This window comes from Sphingomonas sp. MMS24-J45, assembly GCF_044881195.1.
Taxonomy (GTDB): Bacteria; Pseudomonadota; Alphaproteobacteria; order Sphingomonadales; family Sphingomonadaceae; genus Sphingomonas.
This window is the reverse complement of sequence record NZ_CP173255.1, coordinates 1,906,254-1,923,209: the sequence shown is the minus strand read 5'-3', so window position 1 is coordinate 1,923,209 and position 16,956 is coordinate 1,906,254. Positions and strand designations below refer to the sequence as shown.

12 protein-coding genes are annotated in these 16,956 nt (G+C 64.2%); 5 read left to right on the top strand and 7 right to left on the bottom strand.

The window, feature by feature from the left end; genetic code table 11:
- Positions 1-2: 2 nt before the first annotated feature.
- The 5 genes from AB5I39_RS09635 to AB5I39_RS09615 are packed head-to-tail and all read left to right on the top strand — an operon-like array spanning position 3 to position 6,973.
- Positions 3-2,156, top strand: a complete 2,154-nt coding sequence (locus AB5I39_RS09635) for an AIPR family protein (protein WP_404365813.1) — start codon at positions 3-5, stop codon at positions 2,154-2,156.
- Positions 2,157-2,187: 31 nt separating this feature from the next.
- Entirely contained in the window at positions 2,188-4,107 is a 1,920-nt protein-coding gene (locus AB5I39_RS09630) for a DEAD/DEAH box helicase (protein WP_404365810.1), read from the top strand.
- Positions 4,104-4,520, top strand: a complete 417-nt coding sequence (locus AB5I39_RS09625; protein ID WP_404365807.1) for an EcoRII N-terminal effector-binding domain-containing protein — start codon at positions 4,104-4,106, stop codon at positions 4,518-4,520. Before AB5I39_RS09630 ends, AB5I39_RS09625 begins: the two co-directional genes overlap by 4 nt.
- Positions 4,521-4,536: 16 nt before the next feature.
- Positions 4,537-6,141, top strand: a complete 1,605-nt coding sequence (locus tag AB5I39_RS09620) for an ATP-binding protein (protein WP_404365804.1) — start codon at positions 4,537-4,539, stop codon at positions 6,139-6,141.
- Positions 6,128-6,973, top strand: a complete 846-nt coding sequence (locus AB5I39_RS09615) for an HNH endonuclease (RefSeq protein WP_404365801.1) — start codon at positions 6,128-6,130, stop codon at positions 6,971-6,973. The genes AB5I39_RS09620 and AB5I39_RS09615 overlap by 14 nt, the downstream gene beginning before the upstream one ends.
- A gap of 39 nt (positions 6,974-7,012) precedes the next feature.
- Here the strand turns inward: AB5I39_RS09615 and AB5I39_RS09610 are convergent, their stop codons facing one another.
- The 7 genes from AB5I39_RS09610 to AB5I39_RS09580 form a co-directional block, all read right to left on the bottom strand.
- Positions 7,013-8,245, bottom strand: a complete 1,233-nt coding sequence (locus tag AB5I39_RS09610) for a type II restriction endonuclease (protein ID WP_404365799.1) — start codon at positions 8,243-8,245, stop codon at positions 7,013-7,015.
- A gap of 35 nt (positions 8,246-8,280) precedes the next feature.
- Complete coding sequence (locus AB5I39_RS09605; RefSeq protein ID WP_404374098.1) at positions 8,281-8,838, bottom strand: very short patch repair endonuclease; 558 nt, start codon at positions 8,836-8,838, stop codon at positions 8,281-8,283.
- Positions 8,835-10,184 (bottom strand): DNA (cytosine-5-)-methyltransferase, encoded by a 1,350-nt coding sequence (gene dcm / locus AB5I39_RS09600; RefSeq protein WP_404365795.1) that lies wholly within the window; start codon positions 10,182-10,184, stop codon positions 8,835-8,837. The genes AB5I39_RS09605 and dcm overlap by 4 nt, the downstream gene beginning before the upstream one ends.
- A gap of 347 nt (positions 10,185-10,531) precedes the next feature.
- Positions 10,532-12,403, bottom strand: a complete 1,872-nt coding sequence (locus AB5I39_RS09595) for a hypothetical protein (RefSeq protein WP_404365793.1) — start codon at positions 12,401-12,403, stop codon at positions 10,532-10,534.
- Positions 12,393-13,532 (bottom strand): TniB family NTP-binding protein, encoded by a 1,140-nt coding sequence (locus AB5I39_RS09590; RefSeq protein WP_404365790.1) that lies wholly within the window; start codon positions 13,530-13,532, stop codon positions 12,393-12,395. The genes AB5I39_RS09595 and AB5I39_RS09590 overlap by 11 nt, the downstream gene beginning before the upstream one ends.
- Before the next feature lie 26 nt (positions 13,533-13,558).
- A complete protein-coding gene (locus AB5I39_RS09585; protein ID WP_404365787.1) occupies positions 13,559-15,757 on the bottom strand; it encodes a hypothetical protein in 2,199 nt (732 codons plus the stop codon).
- A gap of 10 nt (positions 15,758-15,767) precedes the next feature.
- Positions 15,768-16,856 (bottom strand): hypothetical protein, encoded by a 1,089-nt coding sequence (locus AB5I39_RS09580; RefSeq protein WP_404365784.1) that lies wholly within the window; start codon positions 16,854-16,856, stop codon positions 15,768-15,770.
- Between the last annotated feature and the right edge of the window lie 100 nt (positions 16,857-16,956).

Below are 16,956 nucleotides of genomic sequence, written 5' to 3'. Positions count from 1 at the left end.
GTATGGCGGACGACACGCTGGAAACCGAGTATCTCGAATTCATGTCCGATCTGCGGGCACGCGCGAGCGAGACTGGCGATTCTCCGGAGAACGCTTTCTTCGAAACTTACGCGGCGCTCGCTTCGGAAAACGGGGACTGCCCCGATCTCGAACCCTGCAGGATCGTGCTTGAAGGCAGGGGCGGCTACCGCATCGACGGCTGCGCCTTCGACCAGGACCGCGGCGTCTATTATGTCGCGATCTGCGATGTCCGGGGCGAGGACAGCCTCGAAACCCTCAATGCTGCGCAGCTCGATAGCCTGACCGCCCGCGCGCGGCGTTTTGTCGAGCAGCTTATCGATCCCGGCTTTGCCGCTCAGCTCGGCGAAGGCTCACCGGAAGATATGGCCGGCGGCGTACTGGTTGGGCAGCCTGCGCTTCTTAAACGCGTCCAGATCCTCGTCTTTTCGAACGCTCGTCTGTCGACGCGAAAACCGCCCGAGCTTTCCGGAGAAATCGGCGGCCGCCCGGTCGTGTGTAATGTGCTCGACTTTGGGCGCTACGCCGCGATTGCCCGGTCACAGGGCGCGGTTGAGCCGATCGAAGTCAACCTTGCGGCGCTGGCAGGGAGCCCGGTACCCTGCCTTCCGGCCTTCACCGAGGGCGGCGGCTATCAGTCCTATCTGATCGCGCTCCCGGGCCAAGTGCTCGCCGGCATCTATGGACTGTACGGGCCGAGGCTGCTCGAGCAGAATGTCCGGACCTTTCTTCAGGCCCGCACCAAGGTCAACAAGGGGATCATCGCCACCCTGCGCGAGACCCCCGAGATGTTCTTCGCGTACAATAACGGCCTGACAGCGACCGCCAGCGCGGTCCGCACCGAGCGGCTGTCCGACGGCACGCTCGGCATCACCACCATCGAGGATCTTCAGATCGTAAACGGGGGACAGACGACCGCCTCGCTCCTTCATGCGCGCGATCAGGGAGCCAGCCTCGACGTGGTATTCGTGCAGATGAAGCTCTCGGTGGTGGAGCCGCAGCTGATTGAAGAGGTCGTGCCGCGGATCTCGCGCTATGCGAATACCCAGAACCGGATCAGCGAAGCCGACTTCTTCTCGGGTCACCCGTTCCACGTAACGCTCGAGCAGATTTCGCGACGCCTCGCGCCACCGCCGCGTGCCGGCGCGCTGACCGGCGAGAAATGGTTCTATGAGCGCTCCCGCGGCCAGTATCGCGATTCGCGTGCGCGGGGGACGCCGTCCGAGCGCCGGCGGTTCGAAACCGAGTTTCCCAAAGCGCAGCTCATCGAAAAGACCGATCTGGCGAAGTACGAGCTTACCTTCGCGGCGAGACCCCATATTGTCTGCCTCGGAGCACAGAAGTGCTTCCTAGCATTCGCAGAACATATCGCGACGGAATGGGAAGCCGCGCCATTGTCGTTCAACGATGGCTGGTTTCGGGCCGCGGCGGCACGCGCGCTGATCTTCCGCTGGACCGACCGGATGATCCTTGGGTCGGACTGGTACCGGTCCGATCGCGGGCACAAGTCCCAGACCGTCGCCTACACGCTCGCCTGGCTGCAGCATCATCTCCGCAAGCTCGGCAAGGCCGGCCTCAATCTGCAGCTGGTCTGGAACCAGCAGGACGTAACCGAAGAGCTTAGAGCAGTAATCGAAGCGCTGGCGCCACAGGTCGCGCAGACTTTGCGCGACGCTCCCGAGCATGTCCGCAATGTCGGCGAGTTTGCGAAGCAGCAGGCCTGCTGGGCGCTGATCGCGAGGACCGAATTCGACATCCCCAAGCTGCCGGAGGCCATTCTCCTCGATCGCGAGGTGCAAAAGGAAATCGCGCGCGAGGAAGTGGCTGTCCGGCGGATCGACGTCGATATCGAGATGGACCGGCTGATGGTCGCGCTGGCGGGCCGGGTCGACGAGCTGACGCTGTTCGCGCGGAAAAAGGGGCTGCTCAGCCCCAAGTCCGACGCCGCGCTGCGTCGGCTGGGGCGCTCGCAGTTCGCGCTGAGCCCCTCGGAACGCAATGCGCTCCGACATCTGTTCGTCAGACTGGCCGAGGAAGGATTCCCGATGTCCGCGACCGATACGCCGGCGACGTCCGAATCTGGGCGCGAACGACGGATCCAGCTGACAGGGACCGGTCGCAGGCAGGTTCGGCTTTAATGCTCGTTCCGACCGGGATATTGGCTTGCTGATGAGCACCGCGCGCTGGCTGATCTGCGACGACAGGCTGTACCTCGAGCACGGGGGCGAAGCCGTCTGCCCGACCGCCGACGAGATCTACCGGCTGGTCTTTGACGGTGAGCGGACTTTCCGGGGAAAATCAGTCACCATCGAACCGGCGTCGATCCGGTTTTCGCGCTATCCGGCGCTCTTGGATCTGGTCATCGATCAGCATGACGACGCAGAGGATGGCGGGCTGTTCTGCCATGTCCGGGCAACCGGGCGCGGCGGCGCCACCGGTCCGTTCGGCGTCTGGGCGGATCATCCGGATCATCTTATGATCGGGGAGGCTTGGTATCCGCTGGCGCCCGATGCGCAGCAGGCGGTCGCCAGAATCCTTGCGGAAGCGGGCGCCGGGCAGCCCGGCCCGCTGTCGCTCCGGCAATATCTGAGTCTTCGCGGTGCGCTCGCCGGGCCTGCGCGGATCGCGGACGATTCCGCCGGGCGCAACATTCAGCCCGGCCTCGCCGTCCGTCGTGAGGAAAGCGAACTCGTCTCCTTTACCGGCCAGCTCTATCCCTATCAGAAAGATGGCTGGCAGTGGCTGAGCTACCTGTGGCGCGAGGGACTGGGCGCGATCCTCGCCGACGAAATGGGGCTTGGCAAAACGATACAGATCATTGCGCTGCTCGCGTCCCCCGAGCGCGAACACGCCGCGCCGTCGCTGATCGTCGCGCCGACCACTCTGCTCGAAAACTGGCGTCGCGAGATCGCGAAGTTCGCACCCGGCCTGACCACACATGTACATCAGGGGATGAAGCGTACCGGAGATTATCGGGTGCTCGAGCCGTACGACATCACGATCACATCATACGATGCGGTCGTCCGCGACGGGAGCATGTTCCGGATGGTCAACTGGCAGATTGTCGTGCTTGATGAAGCCCAGGCGATCAAAAATCCTGACACACGGCGCGCACAGGCCGTTCGCCAGCTCCGGCGCCGTTCGGGCATCGCCGTCACCGGCACGCCGGTCGAAAACCGACTGCGCGATCTTTGGTCGCTCGCCGATTTTGCCGTACCCGGGCTGCTCGATGATGTCGACGCGTTCGAACAGCGCTTCCAAGACGATGTTGACGGCGCCACGGCACTGGAGCCGCTCGTCACTCCTATCATGCTGCGGCGTCTCGTATCCGAGGTCGCCCAGGATCTGCCCGAGAGGATCGACATCCCGCAGGTCCTGTCGCTGTCGGAGGACGAAGCCGCTGATTACGAGCGGATCCGGCTTGACACGCTTGCTGAATATGGGGGTGCAGCAACATTGGTCGCGCTGACGCGCCTGCGGATGTTCTGCGCCCATCCGTTGCTGCTCGACGACAGCCCCTGGTCGGTTGACCGTGCGCTTGGCTTCAGCAAGCTTGCCCGGCTTTTTGAAATGGTTGATGAGATTTTTGCCAGCCGGCAGAAGATTCTTGTGTTCACGTCCTATAACCGCCTCGCGGCGATGATCGCGAACATCGTCCGGCAGCGCTACGGTGCGATGGCGGATACGATCAACGGAGGGACGCCGGTCGCCGACCGTCAGCTCATCATCGACCGATTTTCGGAAGAGGCAGGCCCGGCGCTGCTCGCACTCAACCCCCGTGCGGCGGGAGCAGGGCTCAACATTACCGCCGCTACCCATGTCGTTCACTACAACCTTGAGTGGAATCCCGCCGTCGAAGATCAGGCTTCCGCACGGGCACACCGGCGCGGCCAGACCCGACCAGTCACGGTGCATCGTCTGTTCTTCGGAGATTCGGTCGAGGAAGTCGTGAACGAGCGGCTGAGTCGCAAGCGCGTGCTTTCGGGAGCTGCGGTGGTAGGCGTCGAAGGAACGGACGCCGATATGGCGGATATCGGGCGCGCGCTGCGCGCCTCACCGGTATCAGCGAACGGGGACCTGGCCGGATGAAGCGGATTGCAAAGACGTTAAGTGCGAACGACACCGGTGAGACCGGCGGACATCAAGCAGGCATTCTCGTACCCAAAAACTCCGAGATTCTGGCGTTCTTCCCGCCGCTGTCGGCCGAAGTGAAAAACCCGCGCCATCATCTCTTCTTCCGCGACGAGATCGGCGATCAATGGGAGTTCGCCTTTATTTATTATAACGGCAGGCTGTTCGGCGGAACGCGCAACGAATACAGACTGACACGCATGACGCCGTTTATCCGGGCTGCCGGCCTCAGGGCCGGAGACGAGCTCATTCTCGAACATCGCGACGGCGAAGGATATTCGGTGCGTTATACGCGGGCCCAGCCGACGCGGATTCAGAACGGCGTGCTCAAACTCGGCGGCCACTGGAAGGTCGTTCGTGTGAACGCCTGAAGGAAAGAGGAAGATAATGGCAGTCGAAAAAGTTCAGGCCCCGCCCGATCCCGAGCGGACGATCGAAAGCCTCCGGGACACCGGCTATAAGTTCAATACGGCGATCGCGGACATCGTCGACAATTCGATCGCAGCGAAGGCGACCGTGATCGATTTGCAGGTCCTGATGGATTTGCGCAGCAATGTCCGGGTGTCGATCGCCGACAATGGCGATGGCATGGATCGCAGGGGGCTGCTGAACGCCATGACCTATGGCTCAGCGCGCCGTGCCGATCCCTCGAGCCTCGGCAAGTTCGGTCTCGGCCTGAAAACCGCCTCTACGGCGTTCTGCCGCAGGCTTTCGGTGATCACCCGCAACATCCCGGACATGAAGCCGTTGCAGGCGACGTGGGATCTTCGTCACGTCGCCGAGAACGGGTGGGAACTGCTCGTCGATGACGAAGCAGATCCTGAGGCCGTCGACCACCTCCAGACAGTCGCCGGCGGCAAGTCGGGAACCGTGGTACTGTGGCAGCAGGTTGACCGGCTCATCAAAGAATATGTCACACCGTCGGGGACTGCCGCGCAGAACGCGCTCGACCGGGCAGTAAAGGGGCTGCGGGACCATCTCGCGATGGTGTTCCAGCGTTTTCTCGATCCGGCGGACGATCGTGCGCCGACGGTTGAGATCCGCGTCAACGACGAGAAGGTCCTGCCATGGGATCCCTTCTGCGTCGCGTATGCGGACAAGGTCGCCGACGAAGTCGTGACGATCGGCGCCCCGGGCGGCAAACAGGCCAAGATCAATTTCCGCGCCTATATCCTGCCGCGCAAGGAGGAGTTCCCGTCGGATACGGCACTCAAGAAATCGCGCCTCGGCAACGACACGCAGGGCCTCTACATCTACCGCGAGAACCGGCTGATACAGGATGCCACCTGGCTGGGGATGTACAGCAAGGAGCCGCACGGGACGCTGCTCCGCGCCGAATTCTCGTTCACTCACGAACTCGACGAAGTGTTCGACATTGATTTCAAGAAGTCGCAGATCAGCCTCAATGAGGACCTGTGGATTGCGATTAAGGACGAGCTTCTCACGGCGCCGCGCCGCGAGGCGAATAACCGGTATCGCCAAGGCCGGCGGAGAGACGCGCTCAAAAAGGCCGGCGACTCGCACGACTCTTCGAACCGGAACATCGCCTCAAAGGAAGAGTCGATCGATACCGCGCGCGTGGATATCCGCGATCCCAATACCGGCGACGCACAGATCACCAACAAGCACGGATCGTTCCGGATCAAGCTGAAGATCGGGACGGCGCAGAAGCCCGGTCAGGTCTTCGTTCAGCCGGTCGACACGCTGGACGATGGCGCGCTGTTCGAGCCAACCATCATCGATGGCCACAAGGCAGTGCGCATCAACACGTCACACCCCTATTATCACAAGGTATATGTGCCCAATCTCCAGAGCGGGGTGACGGTTCAGGGAATGGATTCGCTACTGTGGGGTCTCTGCATGGCCGAGCTCAGCACGATCAGTGACGCGACCGCACGTCATTTCGAAGAAGTCCGGTTCGAAGTGTCACGCATTCTGCGGCGACTGGTCGAAGATCTACCGGAGCCGGATATGGATGATGTGGCAGCCTGATATCGAGGGCCTCGCCGGTCAGCTTTCACACGATTTTGGCCTGCCGATCGACGCGGTTGCAAAGCCGTTGTCGGGCGGCTGGCCGGCATTCGAGCTGAGGCCGGCCGATATACCACGAGAGATTTCGTTCGGCGTCGGAGTCGTGCTCGGTTGGCGCAGCATCACGCTGTCGCTCACGCCAGGCGCATTTGCGGGGCCACTAGTAGCGGCCATGGGCGAAGCCGATGACGGTGCCCGACAGACCTTTGTTGCACTGGCGAAAGTCTGCATCGGGGCGAGAGCGGGTGTTTCGCTTGAGGTCGACGGCAAAAGCCTCGACCCGCTTCAGGCCGGGGACTGGCCGACCGACTGGCGCCGCGTCAGCCTTGTCCTTGCCCGGTCGCCCGCGGCTGTGAACACCGAGGATCATGGCGAAAACGATCGGGAGCTCAGCGTCTGGACGCACCGGTATCTCAGCCTTGCCATGGCGCTCATGCCGGTGGAAGAGCTCGAGCCGAACTCGGTGCTTAATCCGGAAGGCCTGCCCGAGGGCGCTAAAGTCCGGGTCGAAGCTAACCGCTACGAGCGCAGCCGCATCAATCGCGCTGCCTGTATCGAACTCCAGGGCGACAGCTGCCTCGCCTGCGATTTCAACTTCGGCGAGACGTATGGCGAAGCTGGCCGCGGCTTCATCCATGTGCATCACGTCACGCCGGTTTCCCAGATCGGAGCAGGCTATCGGGTCAATCCGGCCACCGATCTTGTTCCGCTCTGCCCGAATTGCCATGCGATGGCGCATCACTTCGACCCGCCGGCCTCAATCGAGCAGCTTCGGAAACTTCGGACGACGTGATTCGCGCCGGCCGACATTGGCCAAGTAACTCTTCTGCGCTCAGCGCTGACGCCGTGCGAACGCGGCGAGATGGCGGACGTCCGCGATGAAACTTTCGAGCGTCATCAGGTCGCTCCGGATCTCGCTCGGATAAGTATCGTGGAGTCGCGCCGGGACGACGAGCGTGATCCCGGCGGCCGTCAGTTCGTTGAACTGGGCGAGGCTGACGCCGCGCTGGAGCGTCAGCATATGGACCTCTGGGGCTTCGGTTTCCTCGACGACCGCTTTCCACCGGTCGCGGATAACGGGTTCGACGAGCAGAATTGTCGGCCGGCGCCCATCGCCTTCGGCTGAAATCGCCGGGAACACGAAATCGGGCCTGCGCGCCTTTTCGGTCGGCGGTCGGAAGGAAAAGCATGCCCCCTCCGTCAGCCCCTCTTCGAGCAAGAGATATCGAAGCTGAAGAGCAAGGCCATCATCGCGCGCCTGTCGCCCCGCGCGGATCCGGTCGGCGGTCTCGTGCAGGGAAGCAATTTCCGGAAATCCGTTGAGTGCGCTCGGCGTATACATGTCATGCTCCAGCTGCCCGAACAGGTCGATGAACCTCTCGTGGCGGCGAAGCAGACGGGTGTCGACCGGCTGGCTAGCGAGCGGCTGTGCGAGTGAAGACTGCCTGACGAGCATTTCGGTCGTGGGCGGCTCGTTCCGGTCATGCGGGATTGCGAGCACTTCCCCATGATCGGCCGGCGAAATGATTATTCGGCGGCGCGGCAGGATGAAACGGGCGGCATCAGGAGTGCCTTCCGCACTCCATGTCACTGGTGTCCCGGGATCGACCCTACCGACGATCGCTTCCACCAGGTCAGACTCGGTCTCATCCCGACAGACCCAAGCATAGCATATCAGTGCAGAAGGATCGCTGAGGTCGAATGCCAGTACCGCTACTGCTCCCGTGCTTTCGGGATCGAGCAGATCGGACTGACGCCCTTCAAAACCGGTGATTCGCGTCTCGTTGCGCGTACCGCCATGAAAGCGGTTGTTATACCAGATAGCGCGGACCTGCCGATAATCACCCTGCGAATCGATATAGATGTCGAACGCGACCCGTGGATTCTTCTTGGTCTCGTTGCGCAGATCCGGGCAGATTGCGAACAGAAACGGCTTGGGGAGATAGGGGCCCGCCTGATGGGATCCGGTGGCAAGCGTATCGTTCGCCTGAAGGCGTTTTACGAACCAAGCCGACGGAGCACGACTGTGCTCGTCTAACCAGCTTGGAAGATCCGTAAGTGCCAATCCTCGCGATCCTGAAGTTTCGCAACAATGATGACTCAGACCGCGCCGCGGTCAAGATTTCCTTCATCAGACCCCGAAACTTGTGCCGATCCGAAACGCTCAGCGAGCGACAAGGGATGGCCGGCGCCGGCATGCGCACCGTTGTCCCGGAAGTACATTTCACGACAGTCGGCGCTCCGGAGAAACCGTTCGACTGTCGCCGCGGTTGCCGTCACGCCGGGGCTGCTTCGTCCACGCATTGCGCATTCCCAGACGGTTCCGATGCGCCATCCGGCATCATGGAGCCTGTCGTGATGCTGGCGGTCGCGCAGCTGATTGCGGCCGATCTTGTCCAGCCAGAAGTCACGCCGAGCCCTGGGCAGCACAAAGAGCGGGCAATCATGCCCATGCCAGAAGCAGCCATGCACGAAGAGCAATGCATTGCGCGCTGGCAGGACGAGATCCGGAGTACCAGGCAAGGTACGGACGTTGAGCCGGTACCGGAAGCCCAGCCCGTGCAGCGCCCGGCGCAGCTCGAGCTCAGGCTTTGTATCGCGCCCGCGCACGGCCGCCATGTTGCGCGAGCGCTGCTCGGGCGTGTGGACGTCGCTCAGCTGTTCGCTTCCTGTTTGCCAGCCTTTTCCTTTTTCCTCGCGAGAGCCCGATCGAGGAACGGCTTCAGATACGAAGCGACTGCAGCGACCGCAGGGATCGCGACCGAATTGCCGAACTGCTTGTACGCTTGCATGTCGGAGACCTTGATCAGAAAGTCTGACCGGCCCGGCGCGTCGAATCCCATCAAGCGCGCGCATTCGCGAGGCGTAAGGCGGCGCGGAATATCATCGCCCCGGCTGATCAGGATCTCGGAGCCGTCCTTATAATAGCGAGCCGACAGCGTCCGTGCGACATCGCCGGGGCCAAAGAGGCCGAAGCCGAAGCCATTGCCGCGCTGCCGATGCTTTTCGGCATAGGCCTGAAGATATTTCCAGAGATGCTCGGTCAGCGTGTACTTCGCAGCCACCATACCCTCGCCGAGCGTGAACGGCGCTTCGGCTTTCTCGCTACCGTCCTCAGGGTGAAGAATGGTCTTGAGCTTCGGCCCTTCGCGCGGATCTGGCGCGACGAAACCTTCGAAGGTGAATTTGACATCGAGATCGCGGCGGATGCCTACAATAAAGATACGTTCGCGATGCTGCGGCACCCACGACTTCGCATTTACGACCTTGAAATCGATGTCGTATTCGAGCTTATCGGAGAGCACCTGCCGAATAACGGCAAAGGTCCGACCCTTGTCGTGATTGAGAAGATTCTTCACATTTTCGAGCACGAAGGCAGCCGGGCGCTTTTCCTCGAGGATGCGCTCCACATCGAAGAAGAGCGTGCCCTGCGTATCGCAGGCGAACCCGTGCGGACGATTGAGCGCATTTTTCTTTGAGACGCCTGCAATAGAGAAGGGCTGACAGGGAAAGCCCGCCAGCAGAACGTCGTGATCGGGAACCTCGGATGCTACGACCTTGCGGATATCCGAGACGATATCGTGGGCGTCGTCGGGGAAGTTGGCACGATACGTCGTCTGGCAATAGCGGTCCCATTCGCAGGTAAAGACGCACTGGCCGCCAATCGTTTCAAAGCCCCTGCGGATTCCACCGATGCCGGCGAATAAATCAATGAACGTGAAGTCTGGCTCCGGACCCTTCGTACCCGTCTTGGCCGGAATACAGGCACGAAGTGCCTTAATAACGCTCGCTCTGGGAACGCTCTGACTATTCTCCCATCGATAGATCTGCCGGATCTCGTAACCGAGCGCTTCCGCCGCGTCGCGCAAGGTGAGGCCGGCCTGTTGGCGAAGAACGGAAAACTCGGAAGGAGTGACTGAAGCGAGAATATCGCGCCGCTTCTCCGACACGTGCCGCCACCTGCCACGCCTGATCTCCGTCGTCTGATTTAGCACCGTGGCCATTGAGAGTCTCCCTTGCTGGGTCTTTTTTTGACTCAAAGGCGGGATTTGTCCAGAGGGAACATGCCCTGAACATCGATTGTTCGCATCTTGTTCCGGCTGTGGTGCGGTTTTGCAACACTGAGGGATGGCGAACCTCTGAGCCGGGATGCGAGCAGATACCCCATAGCCTCGCTCAATACGCAGACAACGGAGCTGTCCGCGTAACATGGAAAATACCAGATGAGGTGAGCGTCACAGTCATTGTCACACCTAGGTTGCTGTTGTGACAATGACAGCGTGCGACAGCGGTTGATCCCACTGGCACACCCTTAAAATGACATTGGGCGTCCACCCTCAGAATATAGGACCTAAAGCGGGAGCAATCCAGCTTCACGAAGCTGGCTACGATCCCATCCCGTAGCCACAGGAGCAATCCCCTCTTCCCGCATCAGCCCTCGAACCTTCTGCGGGGCGACCCCGAGGTTCCAGGCGATCTCGCCGGGCCAGGCGACCCGGCCGGCCAGTGCCTCGACCGAGCTGCGGCGTGCCCGACCCTTACGGTCGGCGCCGTGACCGAGCGCGTCTGCGACCTGGACCAGGTCGCTCGGCTTGATGTTCAGCATCTCGGCCGCGTCCCGCTGGCTGAGATGCTGTGACAATCCGCCCGGCAGCTTGCGGAGCTCGACTGGCGCTCGCCGGAACGGGGCGAGATCGTTCGGACGGACCAGCACGTCGCCGAGATCGCCGGTGGAGTGGATCATCCAGAACGGCATGGATGCGCCGACCATCGCCGCCAGGATCGTCGACCAGGGCTTCGGACCACCACCGATGCGGTCGGCCGCCAGCAGGAGCGGCCTGCAACTGGCGGGCGCGGTTCCAGCGGTCGCCGTCGCGAGGATGCGGGACATGAGGTGCGCGACGGTGCCCGCCCGGATGCGCATCTCGTCGGTGGCGATCCGGGCGACGAAGTGGTCCTCGACCTCGAGAAGTCCGTCGAGGCAGAGCTGCTCGACGCCGTAGACGGGCAGGCGGAGGGCCTGCGCGACCGACCGCGCGGTAGCGGCTCCCTGGACGATCGCGGCCAGCCCGTCGATGTAGTCGGCGTCATACTGGATGAGCTGCCGCTTCGCGGGGGCGGAGATGTGGCGTGCGACGAGATCGGGGTGCGCCTTGAACTTCGCCATCTGCAGGTTGTCGAAGCCGAGCCGACGACGGACCTCGGTGTAGAGGTAGTAGCGCTTGGTAGTGACGAGACCGTGCGACGCGTATCGCGCGATGTTGGGGAGCGCCTGCTCGATGAGCGCGGGGACGCCGGGGTAGGCGAACCTTCCGATGAGGAAGCGCAGGCGGGTCCGCAGCTTCGCGATGGCCTGGATGTCGTTTCCTAGGCCGTCGTCCGCTTCGCGGACCCAGTTCTGCAGGCCGGACGGGAAGGTTCGGAGGAATCCGGCGCCGACAGCCGCGCTCTCCGCGAGGCCCTCGTCCGTCATGGCGGATAGCGAAAAGCGGGAGGGCGGCTTTGGGGTCGCGCCCGTGGCGATGGTGCCAAGCTGCAGCGCCAGATTGACGAGCCCTTGCGGGTCTACCGTCCTGAGGGGGTCCGGCAGGGCCGACCAGGCTTTCGCGACAGAAGCGGCATCGGGTGAGGAAAGGCTGCCGAAGAAGCGATAACCTTCCGCGAGCCGTTCGGGCAGATGCTGAGCGTCCGAAGGGGGCACGACCTCGCCGCAGTGGTCGCAACACCCGATGCCCTGCGCGAAGCGCCAACCCAGCTTGATGTCGCAGGAGGGGCAGGTGTCGACAAGCCGTTCAAGCGACTCGGTGCAGTATGGCAGCAGCAGGTTCATCCAGTGCAGGCGGTGGTAGTTGTGCTTGAGCAGCGAAGTGGGACCGATGCGCCTGTGGTCGAGTTCCAGCAACGCCCGGGGGATGACCAGCGTCCCGAATTTCGCATGCACGCTGGATTTGCCGCTGGGTTCGTCGACGCGGATGCCGGCGCGGCCAGCCAGCGCGGCGGGATCGCACCGGATGACGTAGGCGAGGCGTTCAAGTTCGGCGGGCGTGGCAAGCTGCGCGAGGCCGGTGTTGCGCAGCGAGACGGCCGCGGCCTCGAATACCGGCTTCGTCACGACGAGGACGTGCTGCCGAACGCCGCGCGCGATGGCGCCCGGGATGCTCTCGTCGTCGTAGAGGTCGACCGGGAAGCGCAGGCGGCGGCCGCTCGTGCCTTCAGGCGGCATCGGGTTCGGCCTCCTCTGCCGCGATCTGCTGGACGGGCACATATTGGATCGAGAACGGGTCGTGGTCGACCCAGTCGAGCCCGATGGCGAAGCTGCGCACCGCGTTGCTCAGGTCATAGGCTTCCATCGTCACGGCGGCCCGCGCGAGCGCCTTCGGGAGGGCGACTTCGATGATGCGCGCCGCGCGCCCGATGTGACCGCCGGACGCGGTGATCAGGGCGGTGAGGACGTCCGGTTCGGGCAGGCAGCTGGGTGCGGCGATAGCGCCGTGCCGCCTGAGTTCCTTGTCGTATTCGACGCAGAACTTGTGGAACTGCCGTCGATCCGCGGTTTTTCCCATGTTCAGGGGCTTGAGCTCGAGCGGATCGCCGAGACGCGCCGCGAACTGCTGGTTGAGCTTGAAGAACACCTCCGAAGTCTCGTCCCCTATGAAGAAGAGCGGCACGACGCCGCGGTCGAGGAAGCCCTGCAGCTTTTTCGTCACGTCGGTGGCGTCGGCCGTGAAGAAGGTGCCGTCGTCCAGGTCGCCGTCGGCGAGCGCGCGTTCGGGCTTGGTGACGAGGCGCTGGACCTCGTCGACGACGACGAGTTCGACGCCGAGCTTTGCGGTCCACTCCTCGACCCGCTGCTCGACGATCTTTACGTTGTCGGTGGACTTGCCCTTGATCTTCTCGGCCATCTCGGCGGTGACGCGCAGGCCCACTGCGCCCGGCTGGTCGAGGAAGTCGTCGGCGAGACGGTTGAGGATCTCTTGGTAGAGCATCTTGAGCGACATGCGGGTGTCGATCGTGATGTGGATCACGCGGAAGGGGTTGTGCTCCTCGCCGGCGGCGATCGCCTCCTGCTCGAGTTCGGCGATGAGCCGTTCGACTATTGCGCTCTTGCCGGCCTGGCTGAACTGGCTAAGGCGCCGGCCCGGGATGGCGGTGCCCCTGCGCTTCCGCAGCTTCTTACAGAGGCGCATGTATTGGCGGATCGCCAGGAGGATCGCCCGCTGGCGGTCGGTATCGACCCACATCTCCGCGACGATCGCCTCCGCCTTCTCGGAGCGCGCCTGGGCCGCGGCGTCCCCGAGATCCGGCTTGGCGCGGCCGGTGATGCGCGCGGGTTTCCTGAAGATGGCAGTCATGGCCGTGTTCGTGGTGTTGCTAGGCATCAGTCGTCATCCCCCTCGTCATCGTCTTCGGCGGCGGCGCCGGCCGCGAAATCCCAGGACACGTTGGCCGGGCCCAGGATGGCCTCGTCGTCGCCGAGCTCGCGGGCGACGTCGCGGGAGGGGTCGGAGCGCAGGTCGTGTCCGCCCTCCCCGACGTCGACCTCGTCACGGGGCTGCGGCGGCGCCTTGGGGACATCGTCGCGCTTGGCGTTGTCGATGCGCGTCGGGATGCGGAGTTCGGGCACCTGGGCGCAGCCGGGGTTGGCGGCGCGCTTGCCGGACAGGCGCATCTCCTCCTCCGCCAGCAGCTCGACCGGCTGCTCGCGCTCGCGGAACGACTTGCCGGACAGCGTCCGCTGCTGGTCGTTAAGGTGCTTCGCCTTGTTGCGCAGCCTGTCCTGCTTCGTGGCGCCCTTCCGCGAGGCGAGCGCCTTCTGGTAGATCCTGTGTTCCCAGCGGCTCAGACCGCCCGTGTAGCCGGGGTCGGTCGACCACATGTAGAAGTATTCCTCGTTCACCTCGTCGTAGACCTCGATCATGTCGATGTCGTCGTCCCAGACGCGGGGGATCACCTCGATGCGGGCGGTGCCGGTCAGGCGTTTGCCAAAGGGTGTCCTGTGGTGGTTCGAACTGAGCGCCTTGCCGACGCCCGCGCGGTTGAAGCGGTAGTGGACGTTGTCGTAGATCAGGCCGTTGTTGGTCAGCACGCACGGCTTGTCCGGCACGCTGGCGAGGCTCCGCATGACCTCCTTGGGATCGGTCAGGCGCATCCCGCCGGAACGTATGTGCGCGAGCATGATGTCGTTCGGCGAGCGATTGCCGAGTGACGTCTTCTGCGTGCTGTTCCAGCGCCGCCGCAGCTGCTCGACGAGGTCGACGTATTGGGCGCGGGTGACCTCGGTTGCGGCGATCGGGTCGTAGCGGATGGCGTGCCGGACCTGAGGTCCGAGGATTCGGCCCGGGATCATCGCCAGCGCGGCCTTTACATACTTGTGGTAGTTCTCGAGCTTGGACTTGGCATCGTGGTGATACGCCTCGGCGAGTTCCACCGTGCTGAGGATCTTGACGGCGCCGGGCACCATGCGCGGAGAGATGAGCGTGCGGTCCCGGTCGATCATGACGTCCGACGGCAGGCCGTAGATCATGGCCAGTTCTGGATTCTCGGCGATCTCTTCGGGGGTCATGGGCGGCGGCATCATAACGCCGCGCAGCGAGCGCAGGCCCCATTGAGGCCGGTAGTTGCCGGCGAACGTCGGGTGCGGCGCGACCCACTGCGAGAAGGAGTCCATCGTGATGACCGACCGCATCTTCGCCGCCGGAATCCTGAGGTCCTCCGAGTAGTGGACGCTGTGCTCCCACTCGACCCCGTCCATGTACATGCGCTCGAAGGGGCGTTCGACCGCGACCGGCTCCCCGCTCGCCGAGAACTTGCGGTCCGCAGCCGGCGCGCCGTAGCGGGAGGCGTAGGTCGAGTGGCACTCGAGGCTGTTGATGCGGGTGCGCACGCACTCGGACGACGGCGGGTTCTCGCTGAGGTATGGGATGCCCATCTCCTTCAGCTCGTCCCAGTCGGCGACGACCATAGCGGCGGCGTCCTCCTTGTGGGCGAGCCGGCCGTTGAGGCTGTCGGGGCGCCAATACCGCATGGCCCACTTGTGGACGAGGCGGTCCTCGACGTCCGGCAGCTGGCTCTCGCCCTTCTCCCGTCCGGCGGTGCTGACGAGGGCGCCGATGCGGCCGCCATGGAGCGTGAGCTTGCGCATCCAGCGCAACAGCGAGCGCGGCTTGGGCCGCTTGCCGCCGTGGCTGTTTGCCCTGATCCAGACCGTGGCGTCGGCTTCGGTCCGCTTGATGCCCGCCCTGATCGCGGCGTCCGCCCAGTCGTAGCGCCAGCCGGACTTGGGATCGATGGACTCGCACGCGGGCCGGTCGAGCCGGAGGAGGTTCTCGTTCCTGTCGGTGAGGTGCGCGTTGTAGTCGGGATCGGCGACGACGCCGGCGCGGAACTGCTCGATGATCCAGCCGACCGTCAGCAGGCCGGCCACCGCGTCGCGGCCCTGTGGCGCGGTGACGATCTCCTCCTTGCCGTCGATGTAGCGGAAGAGCAGGACGCCATCGCCGCGGCTCTCCTCGAAGCGCATCTTGCGCTTGCCGAACTTCAGGATGTGCCCCTCGGGCAACCAGAAAGGGATGTTCACGGGCTTCTCCTCAGGCCGGGACGTGGCGGGCGAGGAAGGCGCGCAGGGCCCCCCTCTTGGCGGGGGGCGGGATGGTGACGGGCGTGTCGGGCATCGGCGGCGCGGTGAGCGGCATCGAGACGAGCCGGTCGAACATCATGGCGCGGGCGATGTCGAGCGACAGCCGGGGGTGTTCGCCGATCGCGGCGATGACTTCGCATAGCGACGTGGTGCCGCCCGAGGCGAGGATCGCCGTCCGGACACGGGCAGCGTGCGCTTCATCGTATTCGGTGCGGCGGGCGTCGAAGATGTCCTTGACGACGCGGCGCTCCAGTGCGGTCGGCAATCCGCCGGCGACGCGGCGTTCGAGACGGGCGCCGTGCTCCGCGAGATATTCCTCGGCGAAGTCCAGCCGCTCGTCGAGTTCGGGATCGGCGAAATAATCCTCGCACGCCTTGTCCTCGCCGAACACGACGGTGCCGTCCTGCAGTTCCACGCCCCAGTCGAGGGTCATCCAGTTCAGGCGGCCGTCCACCGTCGTCCACTCGAAGCGGACGGGCTGGTATTGGATGTCGGTCCTGACCGGATCGACCTCGTCCCTCCGGAACCCGAAGGTCTCGTGCGGACCTTCGAAATACTGGTCGCGCCCGGCCTTCTCGCTGAACGCGGCGGTCATCGACTGGAAGGACGCGTAGCGGAAGTTGATGCGCACCGCGCCGAGGCCGCGGTCGGCGACCAGCCGCGTGCCTTGCCGGTCGGGACGCTCCATCGGGCGGGGCTGGCCCGCGTCGCGCCGGTCGCGGCGGGTCGGCGACCACGCGGGCCGGGGCTGCGGCCGGGACGGCAGGATCTCCATCGGGTGCCGGAGGCGGATGCCGGGCGGCAGCGCCAGCGCCCCGGCCGGCACTGGTCGGGCGCCAGCCGCCGGGTCGGTCGCCGCTGCGTCGACCGGAACGCCTGCCGTGGACGACGAGCCCGTCCGACCGGATATGCCTGCGCTGCCGCGACCCTGGCGCCGCCGCACCGGAGGCGCCCCCTCGGCGTTGGCGACGCCGTTCGACGCGGACGCGTCGGCCGGGCCGGCCTGCCCCGCGGCCCGCTTGCGTTCCGCATGGTTCAACGGAGGGCGCCCTTCCGGGCGGCTTGGACTTGGTGGATCATACTGCTTCTCCATTCGGAGAGAGCGTGCGTCGGCGTTCCGCCGACCGCGGGCACGGTCT

Bases quoted from the DNA above. Each gene is read 5' to 3' on its own strand.
- AB5I39_RS09635 (WP_404365813.1), top strand. From the start codon at position 3: ATGGCGGACGACACGCTGGAAACCGAGTATCTCGAATTCATGTCCGAT.
- AB5I39_RS09630 (WP_404365810.1), top strand. From the start codon at position 2,188: ATGAGCACCGCGCGCTGGCTGATCTGCGACGACAGGCTGTACCTCGAG.
- AB5I39_RS09625 (WP_404365807.1), top strand. From the start codon at position 4,104: ATGAAGCGGATTGCAAAGACGTTAAGTGCGAACGACACCGGTGAGACC.
- AB5I39_RS09620 (WP_404365804.1), top strand. From the start codon at position 4,537: ATGGCAGTCGAAAAAGTTCAGGCCCCGCCCGATCCCGAGCGGACGATC.
- AB5I39_RS09615 (WP_404365801.1), top strand. From the start codon at position 6,128: ATGTGGCAGCCTGATATCGAGGGCCTCGCCGGTCAGCTTTCACACGAT.
- dcm (WP_404365795.1), bottom strand. From the start codon at position 10,184: ATGGCCACGGTGCTAAATCAGACGACGGAGATCAGGCGTGGCAGGTGG.
- AB5I39_RS09595 (WP_404365793.1), bottom strand. From the start codon at position 12,403: ATGCCGCCTGAAGGCACGAGCGGCCGCCGCCTGCGCTTCCCGGTCGAC.
- AB5I39_RS09590 (WP_404365790.1), bottom strand. From the start codon at position 13,532: ATGACTGCCATCTTCAGGAAACCCGCGCGCATCACCGGCCGCGCCAAG.